This is a genomic window from Herbiconiux sp., assembly GCF_023264855.1.
In the GTDB taxonomy this organism is placed as follows: Bacteria; Actinomycetota; Actinomycetes; order Actinomycetales; family Microbacteriaceae; genus Herbiconiux.
Genome location: NZ_JAHFUW010000006.1, coordinates 64632 through 78465, shown reverse-complemented (window position 1 = coordinate 78465; position 13834 = coordinate 64632). Strand labels below are relative to the sequence as shown.

Sequence of the window (13834 nt, the reverse complement as noted above, 5' to 3'; positions counted from 1 at the left end):
AGAGGGGTTCATGAGAGTACCTCGATTTTAGTCGGATCCGGGATCTGGCACAAGCCGAAATCGCAGATCAAGGCTGCAATTCAGAGTTCCTGGGAAGAAGGGCTTCGCAGCGCGCCGCCTGGCGCCGATGAATCCCGATCAGGCCCGACCCTCCGCGCGCAGGCGCCCCGCCTGACAGGTAGTGCCAGTGCCTCCCCCGGCGGGCCGCGGAGACGTACCGTTGTGGCATGGGAGACGTACGCAGCGACATCCGCGAGTTCTTGAGTTCTCGGCGCGCGCGCATCACGCCCGAGCAGGCGGGGCTGCCGGTCTACGGCGGCAACCGCCGGGTGGCGGGGCTGCGACGCGAAGAGGTGGCGATGCTAACCGGCGTCTCGGTCGACTACTACGTGCGCCTCGAGCGCGGCAACCTGGCCGGGGCATCCGAGAGTGTGCTCGACGCCCTGGCGAACACGCTCAACCTCGACGAGGCCGAGCGGCAGTACCTCTTCGACCTGGCTCGCGCATCCGGGCCCACCCATCGCCGCGCCCCGAAGTCGAAACCCGGACCGGTGCGCGCCTCGGTGCTTCAGGTGCTCGACGCGATGTCGGATGCTCCGGCCTGGGTGCGGAACGCCCGGCACGACATCATCGCCGCCAACCGGATGGGGCGCGCGCTGTACTCGCCCGTCTTCGACGACCCGCACCGCCCGGTGAACACGACACGGTTCACCTACCTCAACCCGGCCGCGCGGGAGTTCTGGCGCGACTACGACCAGATCACGCGCGATGCGGCCGCGATGCTGCGCCTCGAGGCCGGACGCACTCCGCACGACCCCGACCTCATCCGGCTCATCGGCGAGCTCTCGACGCAGAGCGAGCTGTTCCGCGAGCGCTGGGCGTCGCGCGACGTGATGTTCCACCGCAGCGGGCTCAAGCGCCTCCACCACCCCGTGGTCGGCGACCTCGACCTCACCTACGAGTCGATGGAGCTGCCGAGCGAGCCCGGCCTCGTGATGAATGTCTACACGGCGCCGGCCGGCTCCCCCACCGCCGACGCGCTGCGCGTGCTGGCCTCCTGGGCAGCGACGCAGGAGCAGGCCTCTGCGCTGGTGGAGTAGCGCCCACCCACCCCACCCGCCGCCCACCCCGCATCCGAATCGCCCAGTATCCCGGAGCCCCGCAGCCCGAAGCCCCGCATCCCAAAGCTGCGCATCCCGAAGCCCCGCATCCGAAACGACGGAGATTTTGGATGGCGCGCCGGCGCACGGGGACCCCGATCGGCGTGGCGCCCAAGAACTCCGTCGTTTTGGATGGGGGTTTCGGGATGGGCGGCGGGGGTCGGGCACGGAAGGGGCGACTGGGGGCGCCAGCACCCCGATCAGGGGCGGGGCGTGACCTTCAGGGTGGTGTCGAGCACGTCGGGGCCCGTGATCGCCGCTACGGGGCCAGGTCCGAAGCGGTCGTAGCGCTGGTGCAGCGCGGTGTCGAGGGCGGTGCAAATGCTCGGGTCGGCCAGCTCGAACGTGACGTCCTTCTCGACACCACCGGCGGTGATGCGGCCCGTGCCCGAGGCGAGCGCGCGGCGGAACCATCCGTTGTCCGGCCCGTGGGCCGAGCGGATGTAGAGGGCGTCGCCGAGCGGGCTGTGCCAGATGGTGGCGTAGGGGCGCAGCGTGCCGTCGGGGCGCTGCGAGGTGACGCGCAGTTCGGTGGCCGCGCCGATGCGGTGGAGTTCGTCTGAGGTCCAAGCGCTCATGGTGTGCTCCTTCTGATGCGTCGTCGGTCGCGGTGGTGGGGCGGGGCTACTCTCCGGCGGGGTACTCGCCGGCGGTGAGCTTGTCGCCCCACACGGTTTCGGGTTCGGCGGAGTCGGAGTCGGCCGGCGCCTCCCACAGGGCGAGGTGGCACAGGAACTGGTCGTGGGTGGCGCCGTGCCAGTGCCACTCGCCCGCGGGGGTGTAGACGGTGTCGCCGGGGTGCAGTTCGATGAGCCCCTCGCCGCGGGACTGCACGTAACCGCGACCCTCGGTGACGTGCAGCGTCTGGCCGACCGCGTGCTTGTGCCAGGCGGTGTGCGCTCCCGGGGCGAAGCGCACGAGGTTGAGGCGAGCCCGGCTGGGCGCGGTGCCGGAGTAGTAGGAGTTGAAGTAGACGTCGCCGTCGAACCACTCGCCGGGGCCCTTGACGGTCGGGGTCTTCGGCTGCATCTCGGTACTCATCGGCTTCTCTTTCCCTTCTGGTTCTGGGGAGCGATCGGGGTGCGGAGCGTCAGAACGCGACGAGCACTTTCAGCGCCTCGCGCGCATCCATCGCCGCGTAGCCGGCGGGCACGTCGTCGATGCCGACGGTGCGGTCGAAGACGCGGCCGGGGTCGATCGTGCAGTCCAGCACGAGCGGGATGGCCTGCTCGAGGTAGGCGCGTACGGGGGCGGGGCCGCCGGTGAGCGTGATGTTCTTGCCGAACAGCGAGCCGAAGCCGATCGGCGCCTCCTCGTACTGCGGAACACCGACGCGCGAGATGGTGCCGCCGGGGCGCACGATCCCGTACGCCTGCTCGTAGGCCGGGAGGTGGCCCACGGCCTCGAGCACGATGTGGCTGCCCTCGCCGCCGGTCAGGTCCATCACCTTCGCGATGCCTTCGTCGCCGCGCTCGGCGACGACATCCGTGGCCCCGAATTCGACGCCGAGATCGGTGCGGCTGGCGTGCCGGCCCATCAGGATGATGCGCTCGGCGCCCAGCTGGCGCGAGGCGAGCACCGCGGAGAGGCCGACCGCGCCGTCGCCGATGACCGTCACCGTCGCCCCGGACGACACCCGGCCCATGTGAGCGGCGTGGTAGCCGGTGAGGTACACGTCGGAGAGGGTGAGCAGCGAGGGGTAGAGGGCTTCGTCGACGGTGCCGGGAACGACGACGAGCGATCCGTCGGCCTGCGGGATGCGCTGCAGCTCGGCCTGCATGCCGCCGACCTCGGTGTTTCCGTAGAACCCGCCGTGCGGGCACGAGGTCTGGAACCCGTCGCGGCAGAACGCGCAGGTGTTGTCGCTGTAGGCGAAGGGCGCAATCACGAAGTCGCCCTTCTTCAGGGTGCTGACGTCGCGGCCGGTCTCCTCGACCACGCCGATGAGCTCGTGCCCCATCGGGGTGCCCTGCTCGCTCGCGGGCATCGAGTGGTACGGATGCAGGTCGGAGCCGCAGATGCAGGCGCGGGTCACGCGCACGATCGCGTCGGTGGGCTGCTGGATGACGGGGTCGGCGACGGTCTCGATGCGCACGTCGCCGGCGCCGAACATGTAAGTGGCTTTCATGTCATCCATCACACCGCGTAGAGCGCCCGCGCGGGAGTGCCTGCTGACACAGGTACTGACACACCCTCCCTGCCCGGCGCGGGCAGGCGTAGCGTCACCGGCATGAGCATTCCCACCCTGACTTTGAACAACGGCGTCGAGATCCCCGCGATCGGCTTCGGCGTCTTCCAGTCCGCGCCGGCCGAGACGACGGATGCCGTGGCCGAGGCCCTGCGCGTCGGCTACCGCCACATCGACACCGCCGCCGCCTACGGCAACGAGCGCGAGGTCGGAACCGCGGTCGCGGCATCCGGGATCGCCCGCGACGAACTGTTCATCGAGACGAAGGTGTGGATCAACGACTTCGGCTACGACGAGACCCTGCACGCCTTCGACAAGTCGGCCGGCAAGCTCGGGCTCGAGCAGATCGACCTGCTGATCCTGCACCAGGCGCTGCCGTCGGCCTTCACCCGCACGCTCGAGGCCTACCGGGCGCTCGAGGAGCTCTACGCCGGCGGCAAGGTGCGCGCGATCGGCGTGAGCAACTTCATGCCCGAGCACCTCGACACGTTGCTGACCGTGGCAAAGGTGGTGCCGGCGGTGAACCAGATCGAGGTGCACCCGTACTTCCAGCAGAAGGAGCTGCTCGCCTACGACACCGAGCACGGCATCCTGAACCAGGCCTGGTCGCCGATCGGCGGCATCACGTTCTACCGCGACAGCGGGCACACGAACGCTCTCGAGGATGCGACGATCGTGGCCATCGCCGAGGCGCACGGCAAGTCGCCGGCGCAGGTGATGCTGCGCTGGGGCATCCAGGAGGGGCGCTCGGTCATCCCGAAGTCGGTGAAGCCCGCGCGCATCGCCGAGAACCTCGACGTGTTCGACTTCTCGCTGAGCTCCGACGAGATCGCGCAGATCGACGCGCTCGACACCGGCAAGCGCGGCGGCCCCGAGCCCGAGCAGGTCACGCTCGAGACCTTCAGCCGCGAGATCCCGGAGGCCTGAGCGCTGTGGAGTACCGCCCGCTCGGCCGCACCGGCGTCGAGGTCAGCCCTCTGTGCCTCGGCACGATGATGTTCGGCGCCTGGGGCAACGCCTCGCACGAGGACTCGATCCGCGTCATCCACAAGGCGCTCGACGCGGGCGTCAACTTCGTCGACACCGCGGACGTGTACTCGGCCGGCGAGTCGGAGGAGATCGTGGGGGCGGCGCTCAAGGGCCGCCGCGACGACGTGGTGCTCGCCACGAAGTTCTTCATGCCGATGGGCGAGGGCCCGAACCTGGGCGGTGGATCGCGCAAGTGGATCATGCGCTCGGTCGAGGACTCGCTTCGCCGCCTCGGCACCGACTACATCGACCTCTACCAGGTGCACCGTCCCTCCCCCGATACCGACGTGGATGAGACGCTCTCGGCACTCACCGACCTCGTTCGCCAGGGCAAGGTGCGGTACATCGGCTCGTCGTCGTACGCCGGGAGCCAGATCGTCGAGGCGCAGGTGGTGGCGCGCGACCGCACCCTCGCGCGCTTCGTCACCGAGCAGCCGCCGTACTCGATCCTCGTGCGCGGCATCGAAGCGGACGTGCTGCCGACCGCGCGCCGTCACGGCATGGGCATCCTCACCTACAGCCCCCTCGCGGGCGGCTGGCTCTCGGGCCGCTGGCGAAAGGATGCGGATGCTGCGCCCACCTCCAAGGCCCGTCCGCCGGCGCGCTTCGACATGGCCGACCCCGCGAACCGACGGAAGCTCGAGGTCGCCGAGCAGCTCGCTGAGCTGGCGTCCGCGGCCGGCCTCACGATGATCGAGCTCGCCATCGCCTTCGTGATCCGCCACCCCGCGGTCACCTCGGCGATCATCGGACCGCGCACGCTCGAGCAACTCGACTCGCAGCTGCCGGCGGCATCCGTCACCCTGCCCGACGACCTCCTCGACGCGATCGACGCCCTCGTCCCTCCGGGCGTCACGCTCAACCCCGCCGACAACAGCTACGGCCAGGCCGAGCTGGCACCGGCGGCCCGCCGCCGCTGACGCGCTCGCGGCGGCGGCATCGCCGCCCGCCTTGGCCGACGCGGTCCTGCGAGAGGTGATTCGGCTAGCGGATGTCACCGAGATGTCTTCGGGGTTCGTGCAGGAATAGCGACTGCCGAGCCCGTATCGAGCTCGGTGGTCGCTATTCGTGCACGAACCCCACCAAGGAGGACGGTGAGGTCACGCGGTCAGCGGCGGGCGGCCGTCCGGCCCCGCGCGGCGACGAGGGCTGCACCGAGGAGCAGGAGCAGGGTGCTCGCGGCGATCCAGGGTGCCGGCTCCGCACCGGTGGAGGCGAGAGCCGGGGTGGAACCGGTCGGCTTCGTGGCGCCCGGGGCCGGGGTGGGGGTGCCGGTGGGGGTCGGCGTGGGCGTGACGGCGGCGGCCGTCACGGTGAGCGGGGTGCTCGCGAGGGCCGTGGCCGGGGCGGCCGCGGTGGCGACCGAGAGGGTGTGATCGCCGGGAGCCACAGTGGCGGGAATGGTCGCGGTGAGCGTGAAGGTTCCGTCGGCGTCGGCGACCGCGGTGCCCAACGGGAGCGGAGCGGGGCCGTCGGCAAGCGCGGACGCGGGCTGCGGGGCGTCCAGGGCGACCGCATACTGCGTGCCCTCGACGAGGCCCTTCGCCACGACCGTGGTGGTGGTGCCGGCCTGCACGGTGGACGGGATGGCCGTCACCGAGGGGTCGGACGTGGCAGGCGGGTTCGGGCCCTGGGCACCGAGGCCGAGGTCGCAGGAGACCGTGCCCGACCAGAGCGAGTGGCCGCCGTTGTTGCCGTCGTCCGAGCGGATCACCTCCTTGACGCCGTCGACGCAGGTGGAGTTCGGGGCGAGGGCGAAGCCCTCGTTGTTGTAGTCCGGCAGGCCGGTGGGGCGGTCGTAGATGCGGTCGACCGCGAAGGCTCCGGATGCGTCGATCTTCAGCAGGGTCGACGAGCCGGCGACGCTGTTGTCGGCGACCGCCCAGATGCGCTGCGCATCCGGGTCCCACTGCGTGTCCGCGATCAGCGGCAGGCCGGTGTCGATCGAGGCGACGCGGTGGAAGGTGCCGTCGGCGTTCAGGGCGTAGGCGTAGAGGTGGCCGTTCTTCTCCAGGGCCGTGAAGTAGAGGCCCGATCCGTGGCCCGGGTAGTCGGCCGGGTCGTAGGCGGCGCCCGTGCTCTGGTCGACGAAGGCGTTCGTCGTGAGGTAGCTGTCGGGCACCCAGGTGATGCCCTCGAAGCCGAGGTTGGAGTCGGCCTTGGCCGTGGGGTCGATGGCGTCGGCCAGGTCGTTCGTCAGCACCCACTGCTGGGTGGGCACGAGAGTGGTGCCGGAGGCGTTGGGGTCGAAGCGCAGCACGCTGTCCAGCGGCACACCGCTGTTGCTGTTGTCGCGCTCGGTGGTGATGTAGAGGAAGCCGTCGGCGCCGACGGTGATGCCCTCGGAGTCGGGCTGGCCGCTGCCGTTCGGCAAGACCAGCGTCTTGCCGAAGGCCCATCCGTCAGCCGTGTCGGGCACCCAGAGGTCGCCGCTCTTCACGAGCTTGTAGACGTGGCTCTTGTTCTTGACCGCCCAGAGCACGTCGGGGGCGGAGGGGTCGATGTCGAGGCCGGAGACGTCCTGGCCCGAGAGTGCGGTGACGAACTGGCACTCGTCGTCGGAGACGACGGCGCTCTGGCCGCCGGGCCAGGCGAGGCCGCCGGCGAGGGCCGGTCCGCTTCCGGATGCCGCCTCGGTCTGGCAGGAGACGCCGCCGTTGCCCGGGTCGTCGGAGGGGATGATCTCGCCGGCACAGGCCTCGGCGTTCGAGACGCCCCAGCTCGCGGCCGCGGTGTGCACGAAGGCTCCGGTGGCGTCGCCGCAGCGCGACCAGGAACCGGGCTGGGCGGCATCCGCACCCCAGCCGACGGTGTCGACGATGGTGCTGCCGTCGGCGCGGTAGACCTTCACCGAGTCGCCACCCGAGCTGAGGCCCTGGTTCGAGAGCAGCACGAGGTAGCCGTGGGCCGGCACGACGGTGCCATTCGGGGCGTCGAGCGCCACCGGGAGGCTGGTGCTGTCGCTCTGCAGCCAGCCGGCCACGTCGACATCGGTGTCGCCGGTGTTCACGAGCTCGTAGGCGTCGTGGAACGGGTCGTCGTTGGCCGAGGTGACCTCGTTGATCTTCACCGAGGCCCAGCCGGAGTCGTCGCCGGGGGTGGTGGGGTCGGTGGGGTCGGTCGGATCCGTGGGGTCGGTCGGGTCGGTCGGGGTGACCGACTCGTCGTTCAGCGCGCCCTTGGAGGGCACGGCCTGCTGCACGAAGTCGCCGGTGCCGTTCGGAACACGTCCGTATGAGTCGAGATGGAAGTCGCCCCACTCGTAGGAGTCGAGCAGCGTCGATCCGTCGGCCGCGAACAGGCTCGCCTTGTCGCCCTTCTTGAGCTTGAACGTGGAGCTCTCGGCGACGTACACGGCACCCGCCGCGATGACGGTGTCGCTCGGCAGGGTGAGCGTGACGCCGTTCTCGCGGCCCGTCAGCACGAAGCCGGATGCGTCGAGCGGCTCGGCGTTCGTGTTGATCAGCTCGACCCAGTCAGGGCTGCCGTCGGTCTCGATCTCGTTGATGCGCAGGCCGGATGCGACGGCGGCGGTTGCGCTCGCGTCGGCGTCACTCGCGACGGCGGGCGCGGCCGAGGCGGCGGCCGGAACGGCGAACAGTCCGGCGAGCACGAGGGCTGCTCCGGAGATGAGGGCGAGGGGACGCGAGGCAGGCTTCAGCACCCTCCGATGCTTCCGGCGCTCGGTGAACGTGCGGTGACGGGCAGGTGAGCGGGCGGTGGACCGAAGCCGACCAGGGCGCGTCCGTCGGAGATTCGCTGCCGCGCGCGACGGATTACCCGCGTGCGATCGCAGTGACCGAATCTGCCGGACGGCTCACCCGCGGCCGAGCACGTCGGTGATGGTCGCGGTGGCCGAATCCCAGCGCCGGAGGGCGACGGCCGAGGCCTCCGGCGGCTCTGCCCGATCCGGGCGATCCGGTTCGACGGATGCCCGCACCTCGTCGAACAGGCGGAGAGCGCGCGGGAGGTCGTCGATCCGCAACCGTCGGGCGAGGGTGATGTGCGGCGTCCAGTCGCCGGGCCGGGTGTGTGGGGCGTCCTCCCCCGGTCCGGCCAGCCGATGGAGGTCGGCATGCGCGCGCAGCAGTTCCCGGGAGGCGAGCACGCTCCGGGCGACCACGCGCCGCTCGCCGACCCCGAACAGGATCAGCGGCCCCAGCACGAGGCGCAGCGGCAGCCGCACCGCCTCCTCCAGCGCGGGCCGAGCCGGCGTCGGCACCGCGGGGCGCACGAGCATCGTGACGTGCGGGCGGTTGCTCGCCGACGGATGCGCGGCGAGGCTCGAGAGCCCGGCGGCGGCGAGCGCCTCCCATTCCGCGCGCACCCCGAACTCCGTGCGCTCGTCAAGAAGCAGTTCGAAGCTGACGATGCCGGTCACGGTCTCAGCATCCTGCGATCAGAGCCGGTCGCCAAGTCGCGATCGCTCGCCACGGCGCAGCCACGAGCTCGTGCTCGCGGTCGCTCTCGCTCTCGCGGGCCCGCAGTCACTCGTGCTCGCGGTCGCTCTCGCTCCCACGGGCCCGCAGTCACTCGTGCTCGGGCAGCACCGGCGTCGACCAGCCCGGATCGCGGCCGAGGTGCACGGCCCGGGCGACCGAGGCCGCACCGAAGCGGTCGTGCAGCGCATCGAGCACCGTGTCGAGTCGAGCGCTGTCGTTCCAGTCGATCGGCAGCTCGGGCTGGATGCTGTCGGCCCGGCCCAGCTGCCCGAACGAGAGCCCGATGAGGGTGATCCCGCGTTCGTCGAGTTCCGGTTGCGCGGCGACGAGCAGCTCACGGGCGACGGCGAGCAGCACCGCGGTGCGATCGGTGGGCGTGCCGACGGTGCGCGATCGGGTGGCCTTGGCGAAGTCGCCGAATCGCAGCCGCAGCACGACCGTGCGGCACACCCGGTCGCCGTCGCGCAGCCGCCGGGCGAGCCTGTCGACGATCTGGCTCAGGATGACGTCGAGCTCGGCGGGCGTGCGCGGGCCCCGGCCGAGCGCGCGCTGGGACCCGATCGACGAGCGCCGCCGCGCCGTGTCGACGGGCCGCGGGTCGCGCAGCCGGGCCAGTGCGTGCAGGTGCGCGCCCGTCGCGCGCCCGAGCAACCGCTCGGCGGTGGCCTCTTCGAGCTCGGCCAGCTGCCCGACGGTGCGGATGCCGAGCCGGTGCAGCTTTTCGGCGGTCACCGCGCCCACGCCCCACAGCCGCTCGACCGGGAGCGGGAGCAGGAACGCCTCCTCGCGCTCGGGCTCGACCACGATCAGCCCGTCGGGCTTGCTGACCGCGCTGGCGACCTTGGCGAGGAACTTCGTGCGCGCGACTCCGACGGAGATCGCCAGCCCGACCTCGGCGTGAACCCGCTCACGGAGCCGCACCGCGACCTGCTCGGGCGTGCCCACGATGCGCCTCAGACCTCCGACCTCCAGGAACGCCTCATCGATCGACAGCCCCTCCACGAGCGGCGTCGTATCGCGGAAGATGGCGAACACGTCTTTGCTCGCCGCGGAATAGGCCTCCATCCGCGGTGGGACGACCACGGCATCCGGACACAGCTCCCGCGCCTGCCGCCCGCCCATCGCCGTGCGCACCCCGCGTGCCTTCGCCTCGTAGCTCGCCGCCAGCACGACCCCACCGCCCACGATCACGGGCCGCCCGCGCAGCTCGGGCGCATCCCGCTGCTCCACCGAGGCGTAGAACGCGTCGAGGTCGGCATGCAGCACACTCGCCTCGCCCCGCATCCGTTCTCCCGCCGCCGCTCGCCAGCCCTAGTCCCGCCCTCCCGCGAATAATCGCACGAACCGGCGACATCGCCCGGCGCCTGAGTAGCATGCTGAGCGTGGGCATCAGGCTGGAGAACGTAGGGATCGCGGTTCGCGACATCGACGAGGCGATCGCGTTCTTCAGCGGCTCGGGCGCGACACGATCAGCGGCGAATGGGCCGACACCGCCGTGGGACTCGACGGCAACCACGCGAAGATCGCGGTGCTGCAGACGCCCGACGGCCACGGGCAGATTGAGCTCTTCGAATACCTGCATCCCGACGCGATCGAGACGGAGCCCACCCTCCCGAACGAGATCGGCATGCACCGCGTGGCGTTCTCGGTCGACGACATCGACGCCGCCCTCGCGATCGCCGCCCGGCACGGCTGCCACCCGTTGCGCGGCGTGGCCACCTACCAGGACATCTACAAGCTCACCTATCTGCGCGGCCCGAGCGGCATCATCGTGATGCTCGCCCAGTCCATCAAGAAGGCCCAGTCCCTCGAGAAGGACTGAGTAAGGACTGAGGAGGACTGGCGAGAATCGGGAGCACCGCGCTCGCGATCGCCGGTCAGGGGCGAGGCGTGCCGGCGCGGATCTGCTCGACCAATGCCCGGATGTGCGGCCACCTCGAGGCGCCGCGCCGCGCCGCGAGCGAGAACACCCACGGCTCGACGGGCACCGCCAGCGGAAGCCGCACGCATCCGGTGGTGTCGATGGCGTCGGGTACGACCGCCACCCCGAGACCGGCCGCGACGCACGGCCCGATACTCGGCAGATCGGCCAGCTCGGCCGACAGGTGACGCCGGATGCCGCGCTCGGCCAGCATCCGCTCGAGCTGCACGCGGTTGCCGAACCCCGGCAAGACGTCGACCCAGTCGTCGGCCGCGAGGTCGTCGAGCGCCACCGACGAGCGCCCCTCGACCGCCAGACGATGGCCGGGCGGCAACAGCACCACGAAGTCGAAGGCGGCCAGCGGCCACGACTCCAGCTCGGGCGGAACCGGCAAGCCCGAGAACGCCAGGTCGAACCGGCCGTGCACGAGGTCGTCCATCAGGCCGGTCGAGCCGGTCGGCGAACTCGCGATCTGCAGGTCGACCAGCGGATGCTCGCGCCGGAACCGGCCCAGCACCGCGGGCAGATCGAGCACGTGCATCACGGCGAAGCTGCCGATTCGCACGCGCCCGCGCAGTCCTGCCCCCGCCTCGGTGGCCATCTGCCGCAACCCGTCGACGTCGTCGAGAAGTGCTCGCGCCAGCGGAAGCAGCGCCTCACCCGGGGGCAGCAGCCGCACCGTCTTCGTGTTGCGCTCGAACAACGACACGCCCAGCTCGCCCTCGAGACTCTTCAGCCCGGCGGAGACCGTCGACTGGGCCACGAACAGGCGCTCGGATGCGCGTGTGACACTGAGGTCGTCGGCCACCGCCACGAAGTACTCCAGTAGTCGGGTCTCCATACGAACAATCATAGATCAAAGCGATGAGACTGACCATGATAATTCGTTGGACTCGATGATGGGCGGAGCGGATGATCGAACTATGTCCACCACCTCGATCAGCTTGCCTCCCACCATTCCCACCCCGGCCGCCCACACCGCACCGGTCGGCAGGACGGCGAGACGCCGCCTCCGCATCACCCACCACGCCGGGTTCTGGGTCACGGCCGTCGCCTTCATCGTGATGATGGCCTTCAACACCGTGCCCACGCCGCTCTACGCCCTCTACCAGCAGCGCGACGGTTTCCCGACCGTCATGATCACGGTCATCTTCGCGGCCTACTCGATCGGGGTGATGGTGTCGCTGTTCTTCGCGGGTCACCTGAGCGACCGGTTCGGGCGCCGGCGCCTCATCCTCACCGCCGTGCTGGTGGAGGTGGCCGCGGCCGTGATGTTCCTGCTCTGGAGCTCGCCAGAGGGCCTGATCGCCGCGCGCTTCGTGGCCGGTCTCGGCATCGGCATCCTCACCGCCACGGCGACCGCGCACCTCGCCGACCTGCGCCGAATCGCACGGCCGGCCGCCACCCTCGGCTTCGCCGCCACCATCGCCGGCGTGGCGAACATGGGCGGCCTGGCGCTCGGGCCGCTGATCGGCGGGGTCTTCGCCGAGTGGATCCCCGCGCCGCTGGTGACCCCGTACCTCGTCTTCCTCGCCGCGATGGTCGCCGTCGGCTTCGCCTACGCCTTCGTTCCCGAGACCGTGGTGCCGGTGCCGGCCCGCGACCGCGAGCCCTACCGCCCGCAGCGGGTGCGGGTTCCGCGGGAGAGCCGCGCCGCGTACTGGGCGGCGGGCATCGGGGGCTTCGCCGCCTTCGCCATCACCGGCCTGTTCGGATCGGTGGCCCCGACCTTCCTGGCCCAGCTGCTGCACCAGAGCGACCGCTTCGTGGCGGGCGCCGTCTCGTTCTCGGTGTTCGGCGCCGCCGCACTCGCGCAGGTGGTGTTCGCCCGGCTGAGCACCCGCCGGCAGGTCGTGCTCGGCGTCGCCTCGATGGTCACCGGGCTGCTCGGCCTCGGTGCGGCCGCGCTCACCGTCTCGGCGGCGCTGTTCGTGGTGGGAGCGGTCGTGGCGGGAGCCGGCGTCGGCCTCGTCTTCCGCGGCGCCCTCGCCACGGCCGGAACGCTCGCCGAAGAGGGCAGCCGCAGCGAGACCACGGCCGGCATCTTCCTGCTCGGCTTCGCCGGAATGACCCTGCCGCCGCTGCTGGTGGGCGTCGCCCTGCTCTGGCTGCCGCTCGTGCCGGCCTTCCTCGGCTTCGTGGTGCTCGTGCTCGCACTCATCCTCTGGGCGGGCCCCCGGATGGTGCGGGCGACCGCCGCCTGATCGGGAGCGCGCCGTCGTCCCGGCGCCGAAGACCACGGGAACGACGTTCGTCCGGCGTCTCGGGGCCTCCGCTAGCGTGGGAGGGCGAACACGACGACGAGGAGCGCAGCCATGAGCACGGTCGACCCGATCCAGGCCCGCGAACGCCGGCAGGCGGCCCGCATCGGATCCCCCGCGGCCGCCGTAGGCATCGTGATCGGGCTGCTGATGATCCTCGTCGGCGCCGCCCTCGAGATGCGCGCGCTGTTCGGGTTCGCCGAGTTCGACGCGATGGGCGAGACGGATGAGCCGCCGCTGGCGATCGTGGGGATGGTGGTCGGCCTGCCGCTGCTGATCATCGGCTTCCTCGTGCACCTCGGCTCCAGCCGCCGTTTCACCGGCAGGCTGCTGTCGGCGCCGGTCGTCGGCCCCGTGTCGATCCTGTTCACCGGGTTGGCCGCCGGCGCCTGGTGGGGCGCGTTCGCTCTCCCCGAGCCCGGAGCGTTCTGGCTGTTGCCGATCGGCCTCAGCGTTCTCTCGGTGCTCTCCCTGCTGCTGGGCGCGGTCGGCCGCGCGCGCCGCCGTTCGCAGAAGGATGTGCTGGCGCACGTTCTCACCCACGGGCGCATCCAGAGCGGCGTCATCACCGAGATCCCCGAGATCGATCCGTCGTCGGGCGGCCTGCTCGGCACGGTCACCGTGAAGTTCACCGATGCGACGGGCACCGACCGCTGGGTGCAGAAGGCGGGCCAGTGGGCGCGCCGCGACCTGCCCGCCACCGGCGATCCGGCCGCCGTGCTCTACGACCCGGCGCGACCGGGCGACACCTCGCGCATCTGGGTCGCCCCTGCGGGCTCCACGACGGCAGCCGACTTCACCCGCTGGCACGCTTAGCGGCCCGAGCCCGCGGG

The 13834-nt window shown here is 71.2% G+C and carries 12 protein-coding genes and 1 pseudogene; 6 read left to right on the top strand and 7 right to left on the bottom strand.

The genetic code is table 11. From position 1 onward, the window contains the following. Positions 1-227: 227 nt before the first annotated feature. Positions 228-1100 carry a helix-turn-helix transcriptional regulator gene (locus Q0D75_RS04195; protein WP_291049753.1) on the top strand — a complete coding sequence of 291 codons (873 nt, stop codon included), beginning with the start codon at positions 228-230 and terminating at the stop codon, positions 1098-1100. 260 nt (positions 1101-1360) lie between these two features. On the opposite strand, the gene Q0D75_RS04190 is transcribed toward Q0D75_RS04195, so the two are convergent. From Q0D75_RS04190 to Q0D75_RS04180, 3 genes are read right to left on the bottom strand one after another with little or no spacing between them, the layout of a single operon-like run. Beyond that, positions 1361-1738 (bottom strand): DUF2255 family protein, encoded by a 378-nt coding sequence (locus tag Q0D75_RS04190; protein WP_291049750.1) that lies wholly within the window; start codon positions 1736-1738, stop codon positions 1361-1363. 46 nt (positions 1739-1784) lie between these two features. After that, positions 1785-2201, bottom strand: a complete 417-nt coding sequence (locus Q0D75_RS04185; RefSeq protein ID WP_291049748.1) for a cupin domain-containing protein — start codon at positions 2199-2201, stop codon at positions 1785-1787. Positions 2202-2250: 49 nt separating this feature from the next. Continuing rightward, positions 2251-3288: an alcohol dehydrogenase catalytic domain-containing protein gene (locus Q0D75_RS04180; protein WP_291049746.1), complete on the bottom strand. Its 1038-nt coding sequence runs from the start codon at positions 3286-3288 to the stop codon at positions 2251-2253. Positions 3289-3390: 102 nt separating this feature from the next. Between Q0D75_RS04180 and Q0D75_RS04175 the strand changes: the two genes are divergently transcribed. Both Q0D75_RS04175 and Q0D75_RS04170 read left to right on the top strand, forming a co-directional pair. Continuing rightward, positions 3391-4275, top strand: a complete 885-nt coding sequence (locus Q0D75_RS04175) for an aldo/keto reductase (RefSeq protein ID WP_291049744.1) — start codon at positions 3391-3393, stop codon at positions 4273-4275. 5 nt (positions 4276-4280) lie between these two features. After that, positions 4281-5297, top strand: a complete 1017-nt coding sequence (locus Q0D75_RS04170; RefSeq protein ID WP_291049741.1) for an aldo/keto reductase — start codon at positions 4281-4283, stop codon at positions 5295-5297. 188 nt (positions 5298-5485) lie between these two features. Here the strand turns inward: Q0D75_RS04170 and Q0D75_RS04165 are convergent, their stop codons facing one another. From Q0D75_RS04165 to dinB, 3 genes are all read right to left on the bottom strand, one after another. Continuing rightward, positions 5486-8041, bottom strand: a complete 2556-nt coding sequence (locus Q0D75_RS04165) for a lamin tail domain-containing protein (RefSeq protein ID WP_291049738.1) — start codon at positions 8039-8041, stop codon at positions 5486-5488. Positions 8042-8194: 153 nt separating this feature from the next. Continuing rightward, positions 8195-8758 (bottom strand): 2'-5' RNA ligase family protein, encoded by a 564-nt coding sequence (locus Q0D75_RS04160; protein WP_291049736.1) that lies wholly within the window; start codon positions 8756-8758, stop codon positions 8195-8197. A 148-nt stretch (positions 8759-8906) separates the two neighbouring features. Then, positions 8907-10103, bottom strand: a complete 1197-nt coding sequence (dinB, locus tag Q0D75_RS04155) for a DNA polymerase IV (protein ID WP_291049732.1) — start codon at positions 10101-10103, stop codon at positions 8907-8909. A 98-nt stretch (positions 10104-10201) separates the two neighbouring features. Between dinB and Q0D75_RS04150 the strand changes: the two are divergent. Then, positions 10202-10641: pseudogene (locus tag Q0D75_RS04150) on the top strand (VOC family protein). Positions 10642-10696: 55 nt separating this feature from the next. Here the strand turns inward: Q0D75_RS04150 and Q0D75_RS04145 are convergent. Next, on the bottom strand, positions 10697-11581 hold the full coding sequence (locus tag Q0D75_RS04145) for a LysR family transcriptional regulator (RefSeq protein WP_291049730.1): 885 nt from the start codon (positions 11579-11581) through the stop codon (positions 10697-10699). An 82-nt stretch (positions 11582-11663) separates the two neighbouring features. On the opposite strand from Q0D75_RS04145, the gene Q0D75_RS04140 reads away from it, so the two are divergent. Together Q0D75_RS04140 and Q0D75_RS04135 are read left to right on the top strand one after the other, a co-directional pair. Next, positions 11664-12944: an MFS transporter gene (locus Q0D75_RS04140; protein WP_291049728.1), complete on the top strand. Its 1281-nt coding sequence runs from the start codon at positions 11664-11666 to the stop codon at positions 12942-12944. Between the two features lie 111 nt (positions 12945-13055). Continuing rightward, a complete protein-coding gene (locus Q0D75_RS04135) occupies positions 13056-13817 on the top strand; it encodes a hypothetical protein (protein ID WP_291049726.1) in 762 nt (253 codons plus the stop codon). Positions 13818-13834: the final 17 nt, after the last annotated feature.